At 58.9% G+C, this 23,419-nt stretch carries 19 protein-coding genes, 1 tRNA gene and 2 pseudogenes; 12 read left to right on the forward strand and 10 right to left on the reverse strand.

Translation table 11 applies throughout. From position 1 onward, the window contains the following. Nucleotides 1-4 precede the first annotated feature (4 nt). Both PSC72_RS18380 and aglG read right to left on the reverse strand, forming a co-directional pair. The gene (locus tag PSC72_RS18380; protein ID WP_274322879.1) at nucleotides 5-1,150 is read right to left on the reverse strand and encodes a glycosyltransferase family 4 protein; all 1,146 of its coding nucleotides are present in this window, start codon (nucleotides 1,148-1,150) and stop codon (nucleotides 5-7) included. A 91-nt stretch (nucleotides 1,151-1,241) separates the two neighbouring features. Then, entirely contained in the window at nucleotides 1,242-2,171 is a 930-nt protein-coding gene (aglG, locus tag PSC72_RS18385) for a glucosyl-dolichyl phosphate glucuronosyltransferase (protein ID WP_274322880.1), read from the reverse strand. A gap of 269 nt (nucleotides 2,172-2,440) precedes the next feature. Here aglG and PSC72_RS18390 point away from each other — a divergent pair, with 269 nt between their 5' ends. From PSC72_RS18390 to PSC72_RS18415, 6 genes and pseudogenes are all read left to right on the forward strand, one after another. Continuing rightward, complete coding sequence (locus tag PSC72_RS18390; protein WP_274322881.1) at nucleotides 2,441-5,593, forward strand: oligosaccharyl transferase, archaeosortase A system-associated; 3,153 nt, start codon at nucleotides 2,441-2,443, stop codon at nucleotides 5,591-5,593. Nucleotides 5,594-5,799: 206 nt separating this feature from the next. Beyond that, nucleotides 5,800-6,858: a hypothetical protein gene (locus PSC72_RS18395; RefSeq protein WP_274322882.1), complete on the forward strand. Its 1,059-nt coding sequence runs from the start codon at nucleotides 5,800-5,802 to the stop codon at nucleotides 6,856-6,858. 494 nt (nucleotides 6,859-7,352) lie between these two features. Further along, nucleotides 7,353-7,550: pseudogene (locus PSC72_RS25640) on the forward strand (helix-turn-helix transcriptional regulator); the annotation flags it as partial. A gap of 88 nt (nucleotides 7,551-7,638) precedes the next feature. Next, nucleotides 7,639-7,713: transfer RNA gene (locus PSC72_RS18405), tRNA-Glu, on the forward strand. A 56-nt stretch (nucleotides 7,714-7,769) separates the two neighbouring features. Beyond that, nucleotides 7,770-7,952, forward strand: coding sequence for a hypothetical protein (locus PSC72_RS18410; RefSeq protein ID WP_274322884.1), 183 nt, complete (start codon nucleotides 7,770-7,772; stop codon nucleotides 7,950-7,952). Then, nucleotides 7,949-9,055: a tyrosine-type recombinase/integrase gene (locus PSC72_RS18415; protein WP_274322885.1), complete on the forward strand. Its 1,107-nt coding sequence runs from the start codon at nucleotides 7,949-7,951 to the stop codon at nucleotides 9,053-9,055. Before PSC72_RS18410 ends, PSC72_RS18415 begins: the two co-directional genes overlap by 4 nt. 17 nt (nucleotides 9,056-9,072) lie before the next feature. On the opposite strand, the gene PSC72_RS18420 is transcribed toward PSC72_RS18415, so the two are convergent. Further along, nucleotides 9,073-10,338 (reverse strand): tyrosine-type recombinase/integrase, encoded by a 1,266-nt coding sequence (locus PSC72_RS18420; RefSeq protein WP_274322886.1) that lies wholly within the window; start codon nucleotides 10,336-10,338, stop codon nucleotides 9,073-9,075. 546 nt (nucleotides 10,339-10,884) lie between these two features. Here PSC72_RS18420 and PSC72_RS18425 point away from each other — a divergent pair. After that, a complete protein-coding gene (locus PSC72_RS18425) occupies nucleotides 10,885-11,121 on the forward strand; it encodes a hypothetical protein (protein WP_274322887.1) in 237 nt (78 codons plus the stop codon). 3 nt (nucleotides 11,122-11,124) lie between these two features. After that, a complete protein-coding gene (locus PSC72_RS18430; RefSeq protein ID WP_274322888.1) occupies nucleotides 11,125-12,303 on the forward strand; it encodes a hypothetical protein in 1,179 nt (392 codons plus the stop codon). Nucleotides 12,304-12,802: 499 nt separating this feature from the next. Here PSC72_RS18430 and PSC72_RS18435 read toward each other — a convergent pair whose 3' ends face one another. Beyond that, on the reverse strand, nucleotides 12,803-13,021 hold the full coding sequence (locus PSC72_RS18435) for a helix-turn-helix domain-containing protein (RefSeq protein WP_274322889.1): 219 nt from the start codon (nucleotides 13,019-13,021) through the stop codon (nucleotides 12,803-12,805). 349 nt (nucleotides 13,022-13,370) lie between these two features. On the opposite strand from PSC72_RS18435, the gene PSC72_RS18440 reads away from it, so the two are divergent. Beyond that, nucleotides 13,371-14,537, forward strand: a complete 1,167-nt coding sequence (locus tag PSC72_RS18440) for an ISH3 family transposase (RefSeq protein ID WP_274322890.1) — start codon at nucleotides 13,371-13,373, stop codon at nucleotides 14,535-14,537. Between the two features lie 586 nt (nucleotides 14,538-15,123). Next, complete coding sequence (locus PSC72_RS18445) at nucleotides 15,124-16,026, forward strand: hypothetical protein (protein ID WP_274322891.1); 903 nt, start codon at nucleotides 15,124-15,126, stop codon at nucleotides 16,024-16,026. A gap of 243 nt (nucleotides 16,027-16,269) precedes the next feature. Here PSC72_RS18445 and PSC72_RS18450 read toward each other — a convergent pair. Further along, a pseudogene (locus PSC72_RS18450) lies at nucleotides 16,270-16,538 on the reverse strand (hypothetical protein). A 50-nt stretch (nucleotides 16,539-16,588) separates the two neighbouring features. Beyond that, nucleotides 16,589-16,945 (reverse strand): hypothetical protein, encoded by a 357-nt coding sequence (locus tag PSC72_RS18455; RefSeq protein ID WP_274322893.1) that lies wholly within the window; start codon nucleotides 16,943-16,945, stop codon nucleotides 16,589-16,591. Between the two features lie 121 nt (nucleotides 16,946-17,066). Here PSC72_RS18455 and PSC72_RS18460 point away from each other — a divergent pair, with 121 nt between their 5' ends. Beyond that, on the forward strand, nucleotides 17,067-17,915 hold the full coding sequence (locus PSC72_RS18460; RefSeq protein WP_274322894.1) for a CBS domain-containing protein: 849 nt from the start codon (nucleotides 17,067-17,069) through the stop codon (nucleotides 17,913-17,915). A 12-nt stretch (nucleotides 17,916-17,927) separates the two neighbouring features. Here PSC72_RS18460 and PSC72_RS18465 read toward each other — a convergent pair whose 3' ends face one another. Beyond that, nucleotides 17,928-18,905 carry a PDDEXK family nuclease gene (locus PSC72_RS18465; protein WP_274322895.1) on the reverse strand — a complete coding sequence of 326 codons (978 nt, stop codon included), beginning with the start codon at nucleotides 18,903-18,905 and terminating at the stop codon, nucleotides 17,928-17,930. Nucleotides 18,906-19,087: 182 nt separating this feature from the next. On the opposite strand from PSC72_RS18465, the gene PSC72_RS18470 reads away from it, so the two are divergent. Beyond that, entirely contained in the window at nucleotides 19,088-20,551 is a 1,464-nt protein-coding gene (locus PSC72_RS18470; protein WP_274322896.1) for an Nmad2 family putative nucleotide modification protein, read from the forward strand. 55 nt (nucleotides 20,552-20,606) lie between these two features. Here the strand turns inward: PSC72_RS18470 and PSC72_RS18475 are convergent, their stop codons facing one another. Genes PSC72_RS18475 through PSC72_RS18485 form a run of 3 tightly spaced genes read right to left on the reverse strand, consistent with a single transcriptional unit; the run spans nucleotide 20,607 to nucleotide 23,191 of the window. After that, nucleotides 20,607-21,509, reverse strand: a complete 903-nt coding sequence (locus PSC72_RS18475; protein WP_274322897.1) for an endonuclease/exonuclease/phosphatase family protein — start codon at nucleotides 21,507-21,509, stop codon at nucleotides 20,607-20,609. Nucleotides 21,510-21,554: 45 nt separating this feature from the next. After that, entirely contained in the window at nucleotides 21,555-21,845 is a 291-nt protein-coding gene (locus PSC72_RS18480; RefSeq protein ID WP_274322898.1) for a hypothetical protein, read from the reverse strand. After that, nucleotides 21,842-23,191, reverse strand: coding sequence for an ATP-binding protein (locus PSC72_RS18485; protein WP_274322899.1), 1,350 nt, complete (start codon nucleotides 23,189-23,191; stop codon nucleotides 21,842-21,844). Before PSC72_RS18485 ends, PSC72_RS18480 begins: the two co-directional genes overlap by 4 nt. Between the last annotated feature and the right edge of the window lie 228 nt (nucleotides 23,192-23,419).

Raw genomic sequence — 23,419 nt, forward strand, 5'->3', positions numbered from 1 at the left:
GCGCCTATCGGCGCCGCGTCACCGTCGCCAGGATGTCTCGGTAGCGGCGCGTGGCCGCTTCGAAACTGTACTCGTCCTCGATCAGCGTCCGCCCGTTCTCGCTGATCGCGGGCAGGTCCTCGCGGTCGAGAATTGCCAGTAGCTCACGGCGGATGTCGTCGGGGTCGGTGCTGTCCATCAGGAACCCGGTCTCGCCGTCGCGGACGACGTCGGGGACGCCCGACACCGGCGTGGCGTACACCGGCGTCCCGCAGGCCAGCGCTTCGAGGATCGAGGTCGGGAGCCCCTCGGTGGGCTCCGACGGGAGGATCACGAGTCGGAGGCGGTCGAGTTCCGCGGGCACGTCGTCGTGGTCGACCCACCCGCGCATCTCCACCTGACCGTCTTCGATCTCCGCCGCGAGTTCCGTCTCCAGCCACTCGCGCAGGCCGCCGTCGCCGATGAAGGTGAACGTCACGTCGTCGGGGAGGTCGTGGGCGACCGCGGCGAGTTCGCGGACGTTCTTCTCCTCGTCGAGTCGCCCGAGGAAGCCGACGCGGCGCTCGCGGTCTTCGAGCGGCGTCCGCACGTCGAAGTCGTCGGTCCGGACGTACCGCGCCCCGGTCGGGTACACGTCGCTGGCTTCCGGGTCGAGGTCGAGCTGGCTCGCCATCGCCGGCGTGTACGTGACGACGCCGTGTGCGGCCGCGAAGCCCGCGCGTTCGAGCCCGCGGACGAGCCCGGCGAGCGCCCGCGCGACCGGGCTCGGCAGCGACTCCTCCCAGGCGATGCGGAGCGTGAGCGGTACGTCGCCGCGCGGTTCGACGAGGACGGTCTTCCCGATCGCCCGGGCGAACAGGATCGGGAGCAGGTAAGAGGTGGCCCCGTAGAAGAGGACGACCTGCTCGTCCCTGCCGGCGACGACGCGGCACATCCGAAGCTGGTTCAGGACGAATCGGGCGGCCGCCACGGGAACGGAGTCGCCCGCGCTCTTCCGGGTGAGCTCGACGAGTTCGTGGCGGTCGCGGATCTCGGAGTCGGCGGGGAGGTCCGCCGTGACGAGCGCGACGCCGGTGATCGCCGAGAGGACGTCGAGGAGGCTCCGTGTCGCGTTCTCGCCTGCGGCCGCCAGCGGATGGGTGACGACGCACACGTCGGGCAGGTCCGCCATTAGGGCTCCGTGGCTCCGGAGGCCGCTTAACCCTGCCGGGACCTCCTCGACACGGCTGTCGCGCCGCGAGTCGAGGTTCGTACCGAACGACTCAGCCCCACTTGACGATGCCGTAGAGGTAGCCCAGGCCGACGACGCCGGTCAACAGGACGAGCCAGACGAGCTGTTTGGCCGCCGTGGCGTCGGGGTCGCGGACGAGGTCGCCGAGCCGCTGCGGAACGAACTCGCCGAGGATCTTCCCGAGGAAGTCGCCCTCCTCCTCGGCCGAGCCCGGGACGAACTGCTGCATGCCGCGCTTGGAGTAGCCCTGCCAGAACGCCCGGTCGAGCAGCCACTTCGGCTCCGTGCGGTAGGCGAACACCTTGTGGCCGACTTCTGCGTCGGGGACGTACCGGACGCCGCGGCCGTACTTGGCCTGCATCCGGGCGCACAGCTCCGTCTCGCCGCCCTGGAGGTTCTTGTCCCCCTTGCGGCCGCCGATCTCGTCGTCGAAGCCGCCCAGATCGAGGAACACGTCCCGACGGAAGGAGATGTTCGAGCCGTTCGTGTTGCGGACCTCGGCGGGAACGTCTCGGCCCTCGCCGAACCCCCTGTACGTCGCGCCGATGAGATACCAGTGTTCTTCGGGGAGAAAGCGGGGTTCGCCGTCGACCCAGATGGGGTCCATCCGGCCGCCGGCGGCGATGGCGTCGTACTCGTCGTAGGCGGCGACGAGTCGCTCGATCCACTCGGGGTGGGCCACGGCGTCGTCGTCGATGAACGCGACCACGTCGCCGCTGGCGACCTCGGCGCCGTTGTTCCGGCTGACGAGCAGGCCGCGGTTCTCGTCGTTGCAGTGAGTGACGACGTTCTCCCGGTCGCCGAAGTCGGCCTCGAACCGGTCGAGGACCTCCGGGTTCCCGTCGCTGACGAAGACGAGTTCGACGTCCTCGTGGGTCTGGTCGAGGACGCTCCGGGCGGCCTCGGTGACCGCGTCGTACCGGTCGAGCGTGTGCTCGCAGAGGACGACGGAGACGCGCATGTCCCCCCATGAACGGGCACCCGGGATAGGTTTTCCGTCTGTCCCGCACGCCGGCCGTCCGCTGGTCCAGCACGTCGGCCGTCTGCGGGCTCCGGATGAGGGCCCACGACGTCTCGTTCGCGGGCGGGTACGGCCTATCGCAGGCCGAGCGGCCGCGGAACATGATCCGATCGCCGATCGCCGGACTGCAGACGGATCCGTCGTCTCCCGGGGGTCGGATTTGCCGGGAGATGACAAGGCTTATGCGCGCGATGGGATTGGTTCCGTCAATGAGTCAGTGGCGTGGCCGAATAGAAGACATCGAAGAACCCGGAGACGTCGCCGATGCGGTGGGACGGTACTACCACATTCCGGTGATCGTCGCCCTCCTCGGGTTCATGCTGTGGAGTCGCGTCCGCGATTGGAAACAATTCCTGATAGACGGCACCGTGTTCTTCTCCGGGAACGACGCGTGGTATCACTACCGGATGGTCCAGTACACCGTCGAGCACTGGCCAAAGACGAGCCCGTTCGACCCCTGGACGTACTTCCCCCAGGGGACCCACTCCAGCCAGTTCGGGACCGTGATGGACCAGCTGGTCGCCACCGCCGCACTGGTGGTCGGCCTGGGGAACCCGAGCGACCACACGGTCAGGCTGGTCGCCCTGTTCGCGCCCGCGGTCTTCGGCACGGCGGTCGCCATCCCGACCTACTACCTGGGCAAGCGCCTGGCCGGCAAGTTCGCCGGCGTCGTCGCCGTCGCGACGCTCGCGTTCGCCGGGAGCACGTTCGCACAGCGCGGCACGGTTGGGTTCTACGACCACCACGTCGCCGAGGCGCTGTTCATGACCGCCGCGGTCCTCGCGACGATGGTCGCCGTCTCCGTCGCCGAGAAGGACAAGCCCGTCTGGGAGCTGTTCCAGGCGCGAGACGTCGACGCCCTGCGTCGCACCGTGGGCTGGTCGATCGTGGCCGGCGCCGCCATCGGCGTCTACCTGTGGACCTGGGCGCCCGGCGTGTTCCTCGTCGGTATCCTCGGCGTCTACTTCCTCATCGAACTCACCTCGGAGTACGCCCACGGCGAGAGCCCCGAACACGTCGCCATCGCCGGCGTGATCACGCTATCGACGACGGGTATCCTGGGACTCGCGGTCGTCGAGCAGGCCGGGATCGGCGCGACGAGCTACAGTCTGGTCCAGCCGATGCTCGCCTTCGGCGTCGCCGCGGGCTGTGCGTTCCTCGCCTGGCTGGCCCGCGAGTGGGAGACCCGCGACCTGCCGACCGCGCAGTACCCCGCCGCGGTCGCCGGGATCCTCCTCCTGCTCGCCGGCGCGACGGCGGTGCTCCTGCCGGACATCTGGAGCTTCTTCGTCACCCAGACCACCCGCGTCGTCGGCCTCTCGGTCTCCGACAACGCACAGACCATCGGCGAGGCGCAGTCGATGCCGTTCGGCGCGCTGTTCCCCCGCTACCGATTCACGGTCCTCATCGCGCTGCTCGGCGTCGTCTACGTCGCCGGCCGGCAGTTCCTCGACCGCCCGCGCGCCGAGCTGACGCTCGTCGCCGTCTGGACCGTGTTCATGCTGTTCGCCACGCTGACCCAGCGCCGCTTCGACTACTACTTCGCGATCGCCGTCGCGTCGATGACCGGCCTCGTCATCGGACAGCTGGCGAACTTCTCCGGCCTCTCGACGCCGGACACCGACATCGAGACCTACCAGGTGTTGACCATCGTCGCGGTGGTCCTCATCGTGTTCGCGCCGCTCGTCTACCCGCTCCCGCTCTCGATGCAGATGACGTCCGCGCCGAACGGGCCCGGTCAGGCGCCGCAGGCCTGGAACCAGACCCTCGGCTGGATGGAGGGTAACGCGCCCGATCAGGGGACCTACGGCGGCGCGAACAACGAGGACGCCATGCCCTACTACGGGACCTTCGAGCGGACGGAGAACTTCGACTACCCCGAGGGGCACTACGGTACTCTCTCGTGGTGGGACTACGGTCACTGGATCACGGTGATGGGCAAGCAGATACCCACCGCCAACCCGTTCCAGCAGGGCGCCAACCAGGCCGCGAACTTCCTGCTGTCGGGCAACGAGTCCCAGGCCAACAACGTGATCGCCGACGTGAGCGAGGACGACGCCGAGACCCGCTTCGTCACGGTCGACTGGAAGATGGTCGAGACCGCGCAGTACTACCAGCAGGCGAGCGGACAGACGGTCCAGCTCGGTGGGAAGTACTTCGCGCCCTTCAACTTCTACTCCAACGGGAACATCTCCCGGTCGAACTACTACAACCGGCTCTACTACGAGACCGGCCAACAGAGGGGGCTCCAGTACCGCTTCTTCCAGCGCCACCAGCAGCCCTACTACAACTCGACGGTCGTCCGCCTGTACAACTACCACGGCAGTGCGGTCGAACCCCAGCCGCTGGTTCTCGACTGGAACATCGAGACCATCCAGGGTAACCAGGTCCCCGTGAGCAACGGGACGATCCGGATGGACTCCATGAAGGAGGCCCGCAACTACGTGCAGAACGACCCGACGTCGCAGATCGGCGGCATCGGTCGGTTCCCCGAGGAACGCGTACCAGCGCTCGAACACTACCGCATGGTGCAGGGCAGCGAGTCCCGCGCCGACCGCTCGGGCCGGTACCTGCGCGGCGTGATGAAGGAGGCCCGCGGCGGGCTGCAGTCCCCGCTGCTGACCCGAACCGGTCAGATCAACCCGCAGGTGCTGAACGCGCTCCAGCCGAACGCCCCTAACTGGGTGAAGGCCTTCGAGCGCGTCCCCGGCGCGACCATTGAGGGCGAAGCGCCCGCCAACTCGAACGTCACCGCGGCCGTGCAGATGGAGGTCCCATCGACGAACTCCACGTTCGTCTACCGCCAGAAGGCCAAGACCGGCGACGACGGGACGTTCACGATGACCGTCCCCTACTCCACGATGGGCTACGACGAGTGGGGCACGGAGGAAGGCTACACGAACGCCAGCGTCCGCGCGACCGGACCCTACCAGTTCCGGACGGGCGTCCAGTCCAACGAGACTCACTCGTTCCGCTACGTCGGCTCGGCGAACGTCACCGAGGGACAGGTCATCGGCGAGAACGAGACCGCCACGACGGTGACCCTGGAGAAGGGCCCCGCAGGCGTTACCGAACCCAACCGGCTGGAAGCCAACGTAACGAGCGGCAACGCGACGATCGGCGACGCCTCGGGCAACGAGACGGCCACCGACTCACCGTCCGGGACCGACACGTCCGCTGACGGCGAGGGCTCGACCGCGACGCCCAGCGCGACGCCGACGGGCGAGTCGAACACCGCCACCGCGACGGGCGGATCGAACCAGACGGCACTCGTCGCGCCCTCGGCGGCGAAACCCGCGACGCTGGGCGCCCTCGTCGGCGCCGGGCTCCTCTCGCTGCTCGGTCTCTCGATGCGGGACTGAATCGGTCGGCGACGCGGTTTTCCGGTTCTTCGCTTTTCCGTATCGATCGCTTCGCCAGTACCGACTCGGCGCGGACGTTCTGCCGCCGGCCGGTCAGCGGCGTCTATCCGTCAGTACTAACTTCCGGCTCCGACTCTCGTCGCGTATGACACGTCGGAGCGACTACGCCGACCGCCGCGACCGGACGACGTCGCGGGGTGGTGCCGATGGCAGTTGACGGCGGATTGCTCGCGGTCGAACTACTGCTCGTCGCCGTCGCCGGCGGCGCCATCGGCGCGGCGGTCGGCGGGTACGCCGCCTACGGCCTCGCGGGCCTGACGGTGACGCTCGGCGAGATCGCGCGGGTCACGACCGGCGCGGGCGGGACGCCGCTCGTCTCCGACTCGGCGGATCTCGGCACCGCGGGCGTGACCGGACTCGTCGGGTACGGGCCCGCGTTCGGCCCCCACGTGGCCTTCGCGGGCGCGGCGGCGGGCGCGGCCTACCTGGGTCGGAAGGGCCACCTCGACACCGAGTTTCCCTACCACGAGGCCAAACACCTGTCCACGCCGCTGGGTCCGCGGCCCGCCGCGCTCGCGGTCGGCGGCGCCTTCGGCCTCCTGGGGTACTGGATAGCGCAGCTGTCGCTTCGGCTCTCGCTCCCGTGGGACCCGGTCGCCGCCAGCGTCGTCGTCTCGGCGCTGCTCCACCGGGCCGTCTTCGGCTACCCGCTCGTGGGTCGACTGGGGGCGGACGTCCTCGATATGAGTCCGTACGACGACGGCGACCGCCGGATGGCGACCGACGGAGACGGCGGCGGGGCGCAGTCGCTCGTCGGCCGTTACGTCGTCGAACCCTGGCTACCCTACCAGTCCGAGTGGGCGACGGTGACGGTCCTCGGCCTCGTCGCCGGCGTCTTCGGAGGCTTCATCGCCGTCGCCACCGGGAGCTACTTCCTCGCGTTCGGCATCGCCGCGACGGGCATGCTGTTCCTCGCCGCGGGCGTCGAGCGCTTCCCGGTCACCCACCACATGGCGCTACCGGCCGGCATCGCCGCGCTCGCCCTCCCCAACGCGGACCCGATTGTCGCCGTCCTGGTCGGCGGCGTCTTCGGGGTCGCCGGGGGACTGTTCGGGGAACTGGCCCAGCGGGTGTTCTACGCGCACGGCGACACCCACTTCGATCCCCCCTCCGCGTCCATCGTCGCGACGACCCTGCTCATCGCCGCCCTCGACCTCGCCGGCGTGTTCCAGCAGACCGCGGTTCCCACCGTCGGCATCGTCTGAGCCGCCCCGTTCACCTCCGGCGATCAGGTCGTTCGAAACGCGGCTATTCACAGCGTTTTTATACCGACCTCGGCATGTTATGATAGATGCAGCAGTGGCTGGTCGCCGACGCGGTTGGGGGTGTGCAGTCGCTCGGGGTCGGGATCGAACGCGCGACGGAGATAGACCCGTGGCTGTCTGTCTCGACCGCCGAGGAGCCACTGCACGCCCTCCTCGAAACGCAGGCGTCCGGTGACGTCGGCGGGATGATCATGGCCGCGGTCGTCCTCTTGATCCTCGGTCTCGGCGGCGTCGCTATCTGGCACTCCAACGTCCCAGCGGTGCTCTCGGGAACTCGATCGAGCGAGTCTGGGTCCACCGGGTCGGTCGGAGACGGATCACAGACGACGGACAGTCCTCCGGAACCGGAGACTCCGGAACGGACCGGTGCCGACGCGGGCGAGGAGAGCGCCGAACCCGCCCAGCAGACCGACCAGGAACTCATCGTGGACATCCTCGAATCGAACGAGGGGCGGATGAAACAGGCGATGATCGTCGACGAGACCGGTTGGTCGAAGTCGAAGGTGAGCATGCTGCTGTCGGAGATGGAGGACGACGGCGACATCAGCAAACTGCGGGTCGGCCGCGAGAACATCATCAGCCTGAGCGGCAACGAACCCGAGGCGGCGGGCTCCCCGTTCGACGACGAGTAACCGTGAGACGGAGTGGCGAAAGCGAACCAAAGCGCAACCGTTAAACCCGTCTCCTCGCAAGAACTGAGTACACACAGAGGGCGTGTGCGCTCCGTTGGTGTAGTCCGGCCAATCATCTTGCCCTCTCACGGCAAGGACCAGGGTTCGAATCCCTGACGGAGCACTTTCATCCCGCTCCCTTCCTGCGATTTCACTACTCGTGACGTGGAAAATTAATCCATGTCCAACGGCAAGCACGTCTCCGACCCGCGAATCGCCCCCGCGCCGTCTGGCGATTTCACGAGAACTATCGTTGCCATTTCGGCAAGCGGAAACATCGACCTGATTCCGACGCCTTCGGGCGAATTCACGAACTTCATTGCCCCCAGCGGCAAGCAACGGGGTGTGGAGGACGACCGATGAGCGACCTCGACGACATCTCGGTCGTCACTGAACCGTCCGCCGAGTACCTCAACAAACGACAGCGCGTTGACTATCGCAACCAGCGCGAAGACTGCCTCGAGTGGCTCCTCCACTTCGGGAAGAACCCCGACAAAGCCGAGGGCTACGCGTTCACGACCGTCAAGTGTCGCTCCCACCGCATGGACCAGTTCTACCGGTGGGTCTGGGATCAAGAAAACGGGTACACCGGCACGCCCACCCACGACCACGCCGACGCGTACATGCGCCACCTCGCCAAGCAGGACAAGTCTAACGCGCACAAGTCCAACTCCCGGAAGGCGGTGATGATGCTGTTCAAGTGGCGCCACCACGAGCACGGAACGGACCCGTGGGATCCCGAGTTACAGTTCTCCACGAACGGCGGCACGACCAACCCCAGGGACTACCTGACGCTCGAAGAGCGTTCAGCCATCCGCGAGGCCGCGCTCGAGTACGGGAGTCTCCCCGGCTACACGGTCGTAAGTGGCGCCGAACGCGACAAGTGGCTGGCGTACCTCGCCCAGCGCCTCGAGAAACCCAAGGAGGACATCACTCGAGAAGACTGGGAGCAGGCCAACGGCTGGGAAATCCCGAGCCTCGTCTGGGCGAGCCTCGACGCCGGCCTCCGCCCTATCGAGGTGCAACGCGCAACCACGAACTGGGTCGATATCGACAACGCCGTTCTCCGGATCCCGAAAGAGGAGTCCTCGAAGAACACCGACAACTGGATCGTCGGGCTTCAGGACCGGACTGCGGACGTCCTCGACCGGTGGCTCGACCACCGCGACGTCTGTGACCGCTACGAGGACACGGACAAGCTCTGGCTGACCCAACGCGGCAACGAACACACCTCGCACTCGCTCAAGTACCTCGTGAACAAGCTCTGTGAGATCGCGGGCATCGACACCGGCGACCGAAGCATGACCTGGTACTCCATCCGTCACTCGACCGGCACGTACATGACCCGCGAAGAGGACCTCGCCGCGGCTCAGGCGCAACTCCGTCACAAGAGCCCCGAGACGACGATGAAGTACGACCAGACGCCCGTCGAAGACCGGCGAAACGCGCTGAACCGAATGGAGTAGCCTGCTTTCCAGCGCCTTCACTCCGCGATCGACCCTGTGTCGCCGTTCAACTCTCTAACCAACTCCAATAGCACGCTCACGTTCCCACTCAGGATCTGGCCAACCTCACTCTCACTGAGTTCGCCGCTGGCGCGTGCCGCTCCGAGTTCTCGAACGCCACTCACTGACGTTCGCTGCACCTCGCGGACGATCTCGGAGTAGTGTTCGTCCGTCGTGTCGAGGTCTTCGTGCCGGAGGACGTCACCCGCCATTTCGAGGCTGTCGTACTCCTTGAGGTACGTCCCTGCCGTCCGCCGGACGCTGTACCACGTAATATTGCGGCCGTCCCTATCGATCCCAGCCTCGTCGCACAGCTTTTCCAGGAGGGCGTTCAGTGTTTTCGAGGTGTACCGATTCCCACGCTCGTTCAACCAGAGGGCGTCAGTGTCGTCGTACTTCTCGTACTGTTCGCGCTCGTCCAGCCACGTCGCCAACTGTTCCTGCGTCGGCGGCGACAACGAGAGCTCGGTCGATTCGCGCTGCTTGGACGCTTTCTCCTCAGGGATATCCAGAACGCCTCGTTCGAGGTCGAGCCAATCGACGGTGGCCCGATGAATTTCGATCGGCGGGAGGGCCAGGTCCTGGGCCGTCATCACGAGCGACGGGATCTTGGCGCCGTTCTCTTCGTGATCCCAGTCTTCGGGACTAACCCGTGATTTCGGCTTGTGGAATCGCTGTGCTAAGCGAGCATTGATCTCGTCTCGCTGCTCAGGTGTGGCCTCCTCGTAGTCTGGGAGCTCGTTGAGACGTTTCGCCGCCTCCGTTAAGCGGCCGAACTCCTCAAGGTCGAAAATGTCCGAGCTGTCGTACGAGGACTGGCCGAACGTCTCCTGCGGCTCCCATTCCGCCCATTCGTCAGCGTCGAACTCCCGTGCCTTCCAAACGGCGTACTTCTGAAGCGTGTTTACGAACTTCCGTTTGCTGTTCCCGCCGTACGGCTCGCCGCTCTGCGTTCGAAACTCGTCGTTCTCCAATAGATCGACGAACGCGGATGCCTGGGCAGGGGTGACGAGAGAGGATTCAAGTTCTAACTTCTGCCAGAGCGCACGATGAATCTGGTCCAGCCGCCACACGTAGTTCGCAGCGACGCTGTCCGACAGACCGTTCCCAGCCTCCGGGTTTTTCCCCTCCTGCTGCATCCACTCGTAGAACAGCTGCCAATCGGCTGCGATGACGACCCAGAGGTCGTTCTCCAGCACATTTTTCGTTTCCCGGCTGACCGGATCCGCTGGGTCAAACGCCATCTTGTACACCTCTGTTGCAGTCTACAGGATGTGTAGCGTGGGTGCCGAATCTTACTGCAATCATCAGCGCCCGTGTATCGATGGCTCAGGGATAAGGGTTAGGTCGAGAAGATCGAACCAGTATGAATACACCCCATATCAACCGTGAATCGGGCGGTATCAGGCGAATTCCATTCATTTAGTGAGCGGGTGGAACCCCCTTTTACTGAGCAATTCGTACCGTTTACCCATCTGTTGATACACCGTTTCGCAGATCGCCCGTCAGCAGCACTGAGGAGATTCACACTCACCGTGACACTGGACTGACTGTGGGAAGTTTGATCTTCAGCTCGTAATAACGGACTTGATCGCAGCCCCAGTTGACCTCGGAGTGAACGAGACGGTATTACAGGAGATATCTTACTCGCCAAGCCGGACGAGGGGGAGACAATTTGACCAGGATATTTCACTAGTCAAAGGCGGGATTGGGGGTAGAGGCATTAGTACGACAAAACTGCCAAGCCTTCCAAGGCAAGGTTTATATTCTCTGCTGCGGTAAATGCTATCATGCCGGGAGAACAGCGGAACGATAATGGTCGGTTTGAGTCCAAACATGGACTTTCCCCAAATGCCGTTTTGGAGGAAATGGAACCACTAGAACCCTATACAACTGGAGAATTAGCAGATGAACTTGAAGCCCCTCGTCGGTCAGTCTACAACTATCTTGAGACCCTCGCTGAAGAGGGGCGTATCCGCAAGAAGAAGCCCGAACCTCGACGGGCGATTTGGATTCGAGGTGCTTGAAAGATGGTCAAGATAGATACTAACATTTCGACTGATGGTGGCCTCTTTTCGACTGGCGGACTGGAGTGGGGGCCGTACGAAATTGACACTCCTGTCAAAGCCGTACCTGTTGAAAAACTCACCTCTGGGGATACGGTTGACCAGGATGTTCGGAAGATCGCACAGGTGTGCGTTGAACTGGGACCTGCTGACCTCGAAGCCTATCGATCCGGGAACCAACCTCAAGCACTCGATACGCTTGAGGATAAGCTAACGCATACGCTGGAGGACGAAGTCCAAGTCGTTATTTTCGAATACACTGACGGGCACGAGATCGGGCAACACGACATGGATACCCTGGTCGAACTCCAAGACCAGTATGCGGACATCATTACCTCACCCTGCCAGCCTGAACTCGCGGAACCCCTGATGCCCGTTATTGATGACGGGCGAAACGGGATGGATCGTTCACCATTCCGAGCATTTCGGGCCAGCGTTGAACACTTCAAAGAATCACTGACTCGTGTCGATATTGAGAAGCCTATTATGGGTGTTCTTCCCCCTCTCGCTGCGGGCCATCAACGCCAGATTCTCACCCTGTACGAGGACATTGGTGCTGAATTCCTCGCAGTTGACTTCCGTGGGCTCAAACCGACGACCGACCGTGTCTATGACTGGCTCCAAGAGTTTATCGCGGATTTAGCTGTCCGCGGTGAACTAAGCAGTCGTGTCCTATACGCCCTGAATTATCGAAGGTATTTCCCTCGACGGAATGCCAGCGTTCACCCCTCCGAAGGAATCGCTCTCGTTGGTTCTGGCTTCGACATACTTGGGGAAACCCATGTTTCACGGGCATTCCCACAGGGAGATTACCAGATGACGAACGTCAAAGCATTCGATCCGAGTACTCTCGGCTTTCGAAATGTGTCACTGGACAACCTCCAAGACGAGTGGCCACAGGCTTCGACGATTCCTCCCGCTCGACTCGACAGCGTCGGGGAGTCGAAGCGTCGAGAACTCCGCCACTTGGCAAATGCCGAGAGCCTCAATTACGGACTGCGCGCGTTCCGTGCGGCAGTCCAAAACGGCGAAGCCCGTGATTTCATCGAAAGTAAGACCGCGTCAGAACTACTCAGTCAACACCTCCAATCGATGGAGGAAATGTACGACTCAGCTCGAGGACCGAGCGTCACAGGCCACTAATCCGCAACCCCTCCACGTTGACAACGTCCGAGAACGGACATACGTTCGTGCTCGATAGTTCGAATTTCTTCTCCACATTGGTCACACACTTCGTACGGAGGTTGTTCCGCTGCGAGAACTGCATGTACCTCTGCAATAGCCGTCCACCCCTGGCGTCTGGACCCATCGGTCTGTTGTGCAGCCCAGAGTTGAAGCTGATCCGTCGGGCCAGGTGCTGTTAGAAGGAAGTTGCGATCAGCCCCATCGATCTTACTATGTAATAACAACTCGGGACCGTAGTACCGTTGGCTCCGACGGAGTATCGAAAGCTCCGAGGGAATAGTTGTCTCTGAGTCAATCTGAGAGACGATATTGGTGATCTCGACCCTGTCGTTTCTTTCTCCTGCAATTAGGACTGTTTTTGAGTCAGAATCGGTCTTTGGTTCGCCATCAAACGAGCGTTCCTGAAAGTCGGTACCGTTGGTGCTCTCGTCTTTGTCTTTGTCGGTGAGTTTTGGGGTCATTGGCTATCCTCCGGGACGTTTTTTATTGAATACAGATGCGTGGGACGATGGAGGCATTCGACTATTCCCGCGGCTTCGAGCCTCTCTAGACCTCTGTAGATCGTGTTTCGATGTCTCCCTGTAGCCTCGACAAGGAATCCCTTCGTGCGATCGCCTTCTTGTAATTCGGCGATTATCTCCTTCTCAGGCTTCTTCAGCCGCGTCTCGGACTCCACACTATCCCATCACCGCCGCCTTACTTGTGCTTTATGCATATTCAATATGCATGTGCTGATTGCACATCAAAAAATCGGACTAGAGTCTGAGATACTGTGAGGAAACACTGTCCTACGGACTGGAATCTATCTCTTCAGTTTCTAAATGCTACGAAAATACTGTTTGAGGCGGTATGATGTGAGGCACTGTATGATTTTACGTCCTCCCCCTGCCGAACATCACAAGCCCAGCATCTGTTGAAGACAAACTCAGTACTTCACAAAGGTACTAGACAAAGAAACCTAGCCACGTGATGGTCTTGTTGCTTGAATAGTAATTTACTAGGAAGGATGGCTGCTTGGACGTAGTGTGTTCAAGACTAGACAAGCAGCCAGCGAGATATCCGAAGACCAGGTTCTTAACTTTCTCGTTAACGTACTCACCGAGGAATTCACCCTTGAGTTCGGTGGCAACGCCGATATAGACGCGGACACCATCTTTGAGGTCCTCGTCGGCGCGTGTGCCGACGGGACCTCTGTCTCCTCGGTGTGCAAGACCAGCGAGGAGTCACCTCATGAGAACACCGTGCTGTACCATCTTCGGGAGAAGTTCGATCTTGAATCGGTCGAAGGAATCGGCAACACGCTGCTTCAGAACGATGTTCTCGAAACGCTGCCTGAGGCGGTGGAGGTCGTCGTTGACCTCCACCTGCGACCCTACTACGGTGATGAAGCCGACACGGACGGCCTCTATCATTCGGAAGCGAAGCGTGGAACCACTGCTTTCCACACGTATGCCACCCTCTACGCGCGTGTCCGACAGAAACGCTATACGCTGGCGGTGCGCCGAGTCGTTGATGGCGACACCCCCAGTCGCGTCCTCGCCGAGTTTCTGGGATTCCTTGACGGCTGTGATTTCCGTGTCACAGCTGTCTATCTTGATCGGGAATTCTATGATAGTAAGTGTCTCACGCTGCTGCAGGCGCACAACCACGCCTACGTGATGCCGGTCGTCCGCTGGGGACAGACGATCAAACAGGAACTCTCGACGGGGTGGAGTCGCGTCATTGACCACGATCTCACGGGAACACTTGACGGTCACAGCTGGAGCGTCGAGTTTCCTGTCTATATCGATTGTACCTACCAACAGGGTCGGTATGACGAGCACGGTGTGGCGCGGCATGGCTACGCCGCTGACGCGCCGTTTATCGACAGCCCACGTAAGGCGCGATACCACTATTCGAAGCGCTTCGGTATCGAGGCCAGCTACCGGCTCTCCGAGCAGAGTATTGCGACGACCTCAACCCAGAATCCAGTGGTACGGCTCCTGTATGTCGTGGTCAGTCTCCTGTTACAGAACGTGTATCGGTATCTGCACTGGGCGTATGTGGCGACGCCTCGCCGAGGCGGGCGTCGTCTCTGGCAGTGGTCGTTCAAGGAGTTCATCAATATGGTTCGGCGGGCAGCGTGGACGGCCCTCGCGGTGCGTCGGGCCGTCCCCGCAAACCGCCCACCTGACGACCGGTTCGAGCGGTAATCATCGAGTGAGTGAGCTCATCTCGTAGTGGTAACACCGTCGCGTCGGCGGCTAATCGCCGCCGACAACGACGACTCTCGATTGGTCAGCAAAGCCTGCCTGATCAACACGTTCGCAACAATCAGATTCGGGAATATCAGCCGCCACACTCAGTTAGACGACGGGTTTTCGTGAAGTACTGAAACTTGGTTGAGAGGCTCAGGTGACTGTTGGTACTAGTAGATCTTCACCACGGAGCATCCGTGATGTGATTCTGCTAGCACTCAGAATCGGAAAAATCGCAAGACTGCAACCGAATCCGAATTGACCCCAGTTTCGGTTTATAAGGTATTTTGACACCGTTTATAAGCGAGGATTGCGATCGTTGTTAGCGGTAGCGGGCGAGACATTGAGCAGGGGGTGAGGTCAAAGCAACGTGATGTCATGATATATGATTCACTCATAGTCGGTAGTTCCTATCGAGTCAGTACTTAAGCAGATTGAGTGCACTGGATATGGCGTCTAGTCCACTCTTCAGCCTTATTCTCCCAACATCGTCCATACCAACTCCGGGAAGGATATCTGTTAGTGATTGTTCTTTGGTTTCATGGCAGCAGTATCTCCTGAATGGTTCTTTTCAACGATAGCACAAGCCAGCGCAGCATCTATTGGGTTTCTGATTGCATTTATAGCGGCACAGTACAGCTCTAGGAAAAACAAACACCAAGAAAATTATAATAGGCTCTTGGATCGACTTGAAGAAATTGAGGAAAACTATAACCCAATCTTGGGTAAGATGGAGGACCAGCTAACGGGTGTTACCAGTTTCCCATCTGCTGGAGGCGGTATAGACCAAGCTTTTGAGATTGATGTGTCCCAAGATGATATAGAGCAAGTCGCTAATCAGTTCTCTCAGCCAGAAGCAGTGAAAGTGTATGCAAATCTAAAACGGAGCCAGAAGCTATTGAATAATCTCATTTTGCCGCAGCCAAATAATAAGAAGAAGGAACACCTCCGGCTGCTGAATGAAACTTCAAAATATCTCTCCAAGACGCTGAATCAAAACGGGCCAGCACAGGCATTTCTGAGTGATACTTCAATCGGGACGCTGACTCCTGATGAAGTTAGAAATAAGAATGTATTCCCCAATGTTCTCAGCCGAACATATCCTGGAAAACCAGATATTCAAACAAATACTATGAAATCTTGGGGTGACCTTATGAAGAAATTCCGCCAAGAAACCGTCAGAGCGTCGATGACAGCTCAGAACTCAGAATTAGTTATGGATCATAAGGAGTATAGAATTCTTTTAGATCGGGTTGTCACTTTCTTTTTTGTTGGGGTTATTTTCCCGATGTTGTTCCTACTCGCATGGTCTCCGCGCGCACTCGTCTTGTCTGATATTACAATTGCCGCTATTGAGGTCGTTACGATTCTCGCAGTCTCTTATCACGTGTTGCAGCTATTTAGCGCAGTCAAGTCACTCATCAACATATCCAGTAACCTCTGAATAGGTATTAAACCGCTTAATGAATACAACTAGGCGGCAAATCCCACTTGAGTAGTGCCACCTGCTAGTGGCTTTTCGTTTCCGAGCATAGCAGTGTGATTCTGCCAGTGCCCTAAATCAGGATAATCGCAAGATTGCGAGTGAATCCGAACCGGTCCACGGTTTGATTTATATGAATTTGACTCCACTTATGAGAAGATCCATTGTACCCCAACGACGATATCTGAGAAAATCTGAGGGGAGTCACTCGTCGGGCTTCGTTCCCGTACGGAGATTTTCTCGATACTCCGCCCAAGCTTGATACATCTCCATCCGCTCGTCTTCTGTCATCGTTTCGTGTTCGTCCTCATCGTAGAATGGCAACTCGTCTTTTTCCGGCATCGCCATCACAACACCGAGTGGGTAGAGCTTCTCGTAGTAATTCTCCAACACCCACGCTTCGCCGTGCTCAGCAACAGCTTGAGGATGTACTGAGCGCCCTCCGGGTATTTTTCTTCAAGAGTGGTGGTCATGGTAGGTGTGTCTCGCTGATAGTCAGCTGATCCGGCGTCTATGCTGGTGGTCAGGCGTTTGTGAATTCGGCAAGTGAGTGGTTTGGACTGTCAGTATTCCACTTCCCGACCTGAATGAGGTCGAAAGTATCGAGAGGTTCCTCAATCTTCTCGCCGAGTTGCCCCTGGGTCGCCGCCGGGAGACTATCGACGGGGATTGTGGTGAGTGCGTGCTGGGTGAGGAGGTAACTGGTAGCGAGGCTCGTCGGGGCGATAATGATGACATCTGCGCCATCAACGTCGTCAAGAGCGAGTTGGGCATCCCGATGCTGAAGCACGGTTGAATCGAGTTCATCGACGGGGAACAATCCGGTAGCGTCCCCGTAGTCGATGCTCGCCCCCGCCGACGTGAAATGCCCTTTGAGCATAATCAAGTATAGATATATGCTCACTAAGAATTAACTTTGTGGTGAGTGGCTTGCCGTACTCCTATACTTCAGCAAATTCTGCCCCCTCAGTTTGACTACCCTAGCCGCCCCATCAGTCGATATGCCCCGAGATCTGTACGACTGCACAGCAACCGAACTCGCTACGCACTCGGTCGAATCCCTCGACCATGACACACCACCAAGCGATGCCGCCGTGTGGCTTGAGGAAAACGGCTACGACGCCGCCCCCGTCTTCGATGACGGCGGCCCGATCGGGTTCCTGCATAAAGACGACGCTACTACCGACGACGATGGCAATACCCTCGATGACCATCTCACCCCACTGACCATCGACTACATGATCAGTGGCGACGCCGACTTCCCTGCCGTCCTCGACGCTCTCATCGAACACCCCGTCTACTTCCTTGGCGGCCACAACCACGTCACTGGAATCCTCACTCGCGCCGATCTCAACACTGCTCCCGCGCGCATCTACCTCTTCGATCGCATCACTCTCCTCGAAGAACAACTCCGCGAACTCATCATAGACAAAAAGCCTGAATGGAAGAACACGCCCGTCACGCCGGACGAACTCGACGATATCGAAGACCGATATGAAGATGCGCAAGCCGCCAACGTCGCTCTCGATGAGATCCACTACGCGCAATTCTCGACCCTCGAAACCATCGTCACCAGCGTCGAAGCCTGCTGGCAAACCTGCGGCTTCTCCACTATAGGCGCTGCCGAGTCCCGGCTCCACAAAGTTACCGAACTCCGCAACGACGTCGCACACGCAAACCTCCTCGTCGAAAACACTGATAGCAACGACTTCCTCAGCAGCGGCCGTACAACAGAAAACCTCCACAACACGCTCGAAACCATCAACGACGCTCTCACCCACCTCCAAGACGCAGGGTACGATCCCGGAGCAACTCAGCAACAAGCCACGCAGTCACATTCTGATCCTTAATATTGCAATGGTTCACGAGGTCGATTGGTTCAGTATGACTTCCATCTCGTATTCGTACATCGTTAACTCTGGAACCGCGGAAATCGCATATTCGAGCTTCTCCGATGGTTCACTCACGACGAGCCGCCCCTCAACGTCGGCGTTAGCGCTCACGCCTTCCAGATCTTCGAGGTGCTCATCAACCCAGCCAACATAACGCAGAAGTTGGCCCACCGCTCGATCACTGGTACTGCCTTTCTTCAATTCGAGGACACAGACACGTTCTTTCGCCGTATGCACGAGTAGTATATCCGGTCGGCCGATACCGGTTGAGAACTCGACCCCGGCTTCCGGATCGTCCGCATCGCTATAGATTTCCCACTCCTCGGAGAGTTCTATTTGATCCCAGTGGTTGACGAGATACTGTTGGAGGTGCTGCTCTTTGACGAATTCTCCACTAGATTCCGTATCCTCAAGCATTTCTTGAGGGTCCTCCTCAATTTCTACGAGATATCCGAGGAGTGCGTCGAGATCCCAGAGATCGAGGTCTAATTCATTGCTGAGATCCAGTAGGACTTCGTTCACTCGCTCATATCGCTGACCGAAATCACTCCCGTACTCGAAATCGGGCCAGATATCTAACTGTTTGAGGGCCTCTTCCGAGCGGTTGTTCCAGACACCATATTTCTCGGGATAGGCAGTCACGAGAAGCGCGGAGATCGTCGCTTTCCCCATGCCATCGACTTTCTCCTTGGTGGCCTGGACACGCGACGAAAGATCTTGCTCCTCATCTATGAGAGTCTGTAATCCATCTCTGAGTTGTTCCATGTCTTCTGTCATCATGGAGCGCTTCCGATGGAGCCCGGTCCAGTGACGATTGTTCTCGTATAAGAGGAACTCTTTGAACTCCTGTTCGGTGATACTCCCGACCTCCTCAGACTGGAAGAGTGGCCGGTATTCGTCGAGAACAGAGTCTTTGTGTTCAATAGATTCCGGTGGATCTTCCTTCATATCTCTCTCCGCCGCTCGCAATCGTTCAACTGCTGAGTCAATATTCATATATCGTGATTTTCGCGGCGTCATAATAACGCCTGCGTGGTGCTACAATCCCCTTTGCAAGTATCCTCTCTATTAGTGGGAGATGGGTTGTCCATGCGAATTATTATGAGCAGTCTGTCTAAAGACGAATAAGTATGCAAGCGCTCCTTTTGAGAGTTGGACTGGATCATGGCTCGGGTGGTGGCTTAGGTCCGATCTACGAAGATGGGATGTTTGAGTACATACCTATCCCTGAAAGCTATGAAACGACGCAGCAGCAGACGTTTGATGAGGTAACGACGCGGGACGGGCGGCCATACGCTGAGTACGTCGGATCCAATAACGAAGCGAGTCCTCTCCACCTTGACCCGGAGTTCAAGACGTACACATATGGAGACCCAACTCGGAAACGCTCCCAATTAGCTGAACTCACTGAAGACGACTTACTCATCTTCTACGCTGGCCTTAAGCCGAAGGATTCCGAGGGCCATCCAAGACTGTACGTTATCGGTTACTTCACGGTCGATACGGTTCACGAACTAAACGACAAGACGCCAACCGAACGCGCGGAATTGTTCGATCAACTCTCGGACAACGCACACGTAAAGAGGACGAAGTTGACGCCGGGATCGAAACATCCCAATCAGAATGCATATCCTGTTATCGTTGAGGGGAAGCCCAACCAGAGCCGGTCACTCGAAAAAGCACGTCCGTTGACTGACGCCTACGTCAGCGGGACCAATCAGCAGTACCATATGTTGGACTCTGTGGCCCAGATTACGGGCTACAGCAGAGAAAAAGACCTCACGCGTGCTTCTGGCCGCTGGCTGGAGCCAGGTGACGAAGGGCTGTTCCGAGAATGGTTGGACAATGAAATGACAGGACTGATTGGATCCAACACCAGTCTCTACTCCTACGTCTTAACCCATGATTCTGGGTTCGCACCGAACGTCAGCCACGGGTACTGTACGTTGGCGACTTGTAAGCCCAAAATCCGGATGAACGCTAACGTAGGTGACTGGGTTATTGGAACTGGATCGCTTTCGAAGGGCGACGACGAAGAACGACTACTCTACGCGATGCGGGTAGAGGAGGTACTGTCCTATGACGAGTACTTCGAACGAGACGAATTCGAGTATAAGAAGCCGAAGGATGGTGGTCTGTACGACCCTCAAGGAGATAACATCTACTACACAGGGAAACCGATAGACGGTAAACAGATTGAGGACTCAGACGTATATCTCTCTACCATGCCGGATGGTGAACGGATTCATTATCGAGATTCGTCGCCATTTGTACAACTCAATAATCCCAATCACCCGCCGTCCCGGATCGAGGCTGATACCCCGGATGCCCCCGGCCGTCAGGCGGTTCTCGTCAGTCGTCAGTTCTGGTACTTCGGTAATAACGAGGTCCATCTCCCGGAAGATGATCAGTTGCGAGATGCGGTCATCAAAGGATACCAGAACCCCGATGGGAAGATAGGGCAGAAGAAAACCACGGACGAGGCCAAGATCAACCAGTTCGTGTCCTGGCTCGTCGAAAATTATCGAATTGGGGTGCATTCTCACCCGCGTGACGTAGGTGAGACTGACGATCACGAACACACAAATTGCTGAGGCCGAAAGTCCAGGCCGTTATGTTTTATTGGGGTTACTCGGCTTGGCGATGGATTCAACCAGAGAAGTCAGGATAGAATTTGGCAATAATGGGTGCATGATCGCTACAGGTGAGCCCATCCGCGTCGTAGAAACAGTCCTCGGCGTTCAAGCTCCGGGATGCAAGCAGATGATCGAATCGTTTCCCTGTCAACGTATCGCTGTCTCCAGTTGGGTGGCTAACGTCTAACGTGTCCAAATCACCGTAGCCATGGATCATTCGGAAGACATCCACCATCCCGACTTCCTCCAACCCTGTCAGAATATTTCGCTCTGCGTTCTGCCATCGTTTCGACAACTCGTCTTGTTTCTTGTTGCGCCACGGAATCACCTCGCCTTCCTCAGTTTCGGCCTTCGGAGCGTTAAAGTCTCCAGCGAGGATTCGAGGCCCGGCCTCCTTCTTGAGAATACGGTTATATACATTCTCTAGAATCTTTATTTTCTCCTCGCCATACATATTCCCGGGCACAGTTCGGACATTCCAGAGGTCAATCGTTGTGTCCCCGAGATCAACCTCGGCATTGAGAATTCTCTGGGGATGGTTCGTATCCCAGTGTTTCAGGGTAGCTTCGTCGAAAGGCGGTTCTCGAATACTCGGAGTCTGTCGGCAGAGGTTCTCCAGTTCGCTATCATCCTGGATCGCTATCAAATTCCCGTTCACTCCTGTGAAGTCCTGAAATGGGGGAACGTCGATATCGGCTAATGTACGGTCCCAGTCCAAGGTATCAACAATCTCACTGTATCCCGCGTCCTCCAACTTCTCATGCCATAGCTCCCGACGCGCTGTCGTTACCTCGTTGAGCAACAGGAGGTCAGGACTGTTGGCGTTCTCGACAATGAACCGAATCTGATTCGTAATCCGGTCGGGTGATCCTGCTGGTGGAAAGGCACCCTGCACATTCCATGACAGTATTTTCATAACAAGGCCATTCACCTCTGGAATGTATAGTTCTAGTCCAGTGAGTCACTCCGAGGCCGAAGATTTCCCGGCAAGCAGTACATCGACGTCGTAACTGAGCCAGAAGGCGATTAGGTGGGGGACGACAAGGAGGACGATTACCGCGTCGGCACCGATGATGCCGACGACAGCGAGCCAACTGTGTAATTCGGTCCAAGCGAGGATACCGTAAGTGAGTGTGAGAGAGACAACGGAAGCATTGATTAGCCCCAGATCGAGCGCGTCTTCGGCAGCCTGCGTCGGTGATGTGCCCGGGACATCCGTTGATGCATCCTCGGGTGACGATTTCGTCGTCATCGATCGAGGTGACGTTCAATGTCTCTCGCTTCGATGCGATCGCCATCACGTCCGTACGCTGCGTGGCGTGCAGCTTGGTTGACGAGTGACTCGATGTCCGCGGCGACGACGCCGGACGTCTTCTCTGCGAGTGCCTCAATCTCCCGCTCGGTCACGTCGTGTGGCCGTTCGTCTAATTGGGCGTCGAAGATCTCTACCCGCGCTTCGTAATCGGGCTCTCCGACAAAGATCTCCTTGTCCATGCGACCGTTCCGCACCGCAGCACTATCCAGATCGTCACGCTTGTTCGTCGCTCCAACGAACAAGACCCGCTCTCGTGAGGACTTCTGGAGGTGACTCAGGAATTCGTTGACGACCTTGCGGTCCTCTTCGTGACTGTCCATCTGGCGCTCCGGGAGAACTGCGTCGAGTTCGTCGAGGAAAATCATAGCCCCACCGATGTCTTCAGCCAAGGATTCGGCCTCCTCAAACAGCTGTCCGACTTGGTCAGCGCTTTCATTAACCCACTTACTCGTGATATCGCTCCCGCTCAAGTTGACAAAGGGAAATCCGAGTTCCTCGGCAAGCGCCTTCGCCAGGTAGGTCTTCCCGGTTCCCGGCGGACCGTGAAGGAGCACGTTCGGTAGCGGGATGTCGAATTTCTCGGCCTTTTTCGGTTCCTCTCGCATCGGCCGGACGATGTCCTGTCGCAGCTCTTCCTTCACCTCGTCTAGTCCCCCGACGTCAGCCATCTCCACGCCCGTTCCTGTGACCCAGTCGAACTGATACTCGTTGGTATCGATGTGTCCCTCGAACAGGTCGGCGGTCGAGTCACCGGTTTTCTCGACCTCCTTCTGATCGCTTCCATCTTGGGTAGTTGTCTCTTCAGATTGTTCTTCCCCGTCCGAATCGTCGTACCGGGGATCCACGATCTCGGGGCTAGACTCCGATTCGGGAGTCGCGTCACTACCAGTGCTGTCATCCCCACTGGCGGTGTCCCCTGACTCGTCGCTTGAGCCTGATACTCCCTGTGCCACGTGGCTCGCTGATCCGACCGGCTCGACGGACGTCGTCCGGGGTACCGAGAGACGCGATTCGCGGTCCTCCGGGGGTCGCGGCAGCGAGGGTTCGCCGTCTCGACCTGTCAGCTTCCGATTCACGATCCGCCGCTTGGCGAGATAGAGGCTGAGCGCTCCGATTGCGACCCCAGCGATCACTTTCGCACTCGCGGCAGACTTGGCTACGAAATATCCGACGACGTTCCGGAACGGCTGGATGGAGGGCGACACAATGATCCCGACAGCGAAGACGCAACTGGTCGCCGCCGAAAGGGCCACAAATCCAACGGTAAGCTTGTTGCGCGACATGATGACCCATCGAAATTGGGGCGTTGTAACAGAAATACGCCGGGACTTTGGGCCGGTTCGTGCTGAGAGGACATCGCGTTGACCGAACCGTGATCAGTACCCTACCCCACTGTTTCCTGAGAGTGCAGCAGGGCCTCTTCACCCCATCGTTTCCTGAGTTCCCGGAGTAAATCTACTCTCCCCGGAGAATTGAAGTGAACCGAACACACCACCGTTTCCTGAGAACCA

It is taken from the genome of Halosimplex aquaticum, assembly GCF_028747785.1.
GTDB lineage: Archaea > Halobacteriota > Halobacteria > Halobacteriales > Haloarculaceae > Halosimplex > Halosimplex aquaticum.

Coding starts and splice junctions, on each gene's coding strand:
- PSC72_RS18475 (WP_274322897.1), bottom strand. CDS start 21,509: ATGAAAATACTGTCATGGAATGTGCAGGGTGCCTTTCCACCAGCAGGA.
- PSC72_RS18425 (WP_274322887.1), top strand. CDS start 10,885: ATGCCGGGAGAACAGCGGAACGATAATGGTCGGTTTGAGTCCAAACAT.
- PSC72_RS18485 (WP_274322899.1), bottom strand. CDS start 23,191: ATGTCGCGCAACAAGCTTACCGTTGGATTTGTGGCCCTTTCGGCGGCG.
- PSC72_RS18420 (WP_274322886.1), bottom strand. CDS start 10,338: ATGGCGTTTGACCCAGCGGATCCGGTCAGCCGGGAAACGAAAAATGTG.
- aglG (WP_274322880.1), bottom strand. CDS start 2,171: ATGCGCGTCTCCGTCGTCCTCTGCGAGCACACGCTCGACCGGTACGAC.
- PSC72_RS18395 (WP_274322882.1), top strand. CDS start 5,800: ATGGCAGTTGACGGCGGATTGCTCGCGGTCGAACTACTGCTCGTCGCC.
- PSC72_RS18410 (WP_274322884.1), top strand. CDS start 7,770: ATGTCCAACGGCAAGCACGTCTCCGACCCGCGAATCGCCCCCGCGCCG.
- PSC72_RS18445 (WP_274322891.1), top strand. CDS start 15,124: ATGGCAGCAGTATCTCCTGAATGGTTCTTTTCAACGATAGCACAAGCC.
- PSC72_RS18380 (WP_274322879.1), bottom strand. CDS start 1,150: ATGGCGGACCTGCCCGACGTGTGCGTCGTCACCCATCCGCTGGCGGCC.
- PSC72_RS18480 (WP_274322898.1), bottom strand. CDS start 21,845: ATGACGACGAAATCGTCACCCGAGGATGCATCAACGGATGTCCCGGGC.
- PSC72_RS18430 (WP_274322888.1), top strand. CDS start 11,125: ATGGTCAAGATAGATACTAACATTTCGACTGATGGTGGCCTCTTTTCG.
- PSC72_RS18415 (WP_274322885.1), top strand. CDS start 7,949: ATGAGCGACCTCGACGACATCTCGGTCGTCACTGAACCGTCCGCCGAG.
- PSC72_RS18460 (WP_274322894.1), top strand. CDS start 17,067: ATGCCCCGAGATCTGTACGACTGCACAGCAACCGAACTCGCTACGCAC.
- PSC72_RS18465 (WP_274322895.1), bottom strand. CDS start 18,905: ATGAAGGAAGATCCACCGGAATCTATTGAACACAAAGACTCTGTTCTC.
- PSC72_RS18390 (WP_274322881.1), top strand. CDS start 2,441: ATGAGTCAGTGGCGTGGCCGAATAGAAGACATCGAAGAACCCGGAGAC.
- PSC72_RS18470 (WP_274322896.1), top strand. CDS start 19,088: ATGCAAGCGCTCCTTTTGAGAGTTGGACTGGATCATGGCTCGGGTGGT.
- PSC72_RS18455 (WP_274322893.1), bottom strand. CDS start 16,945: ATGCTCAAAGGGCATTTCACGTCGGCGGGGGCGAGCATCGACTACGGG.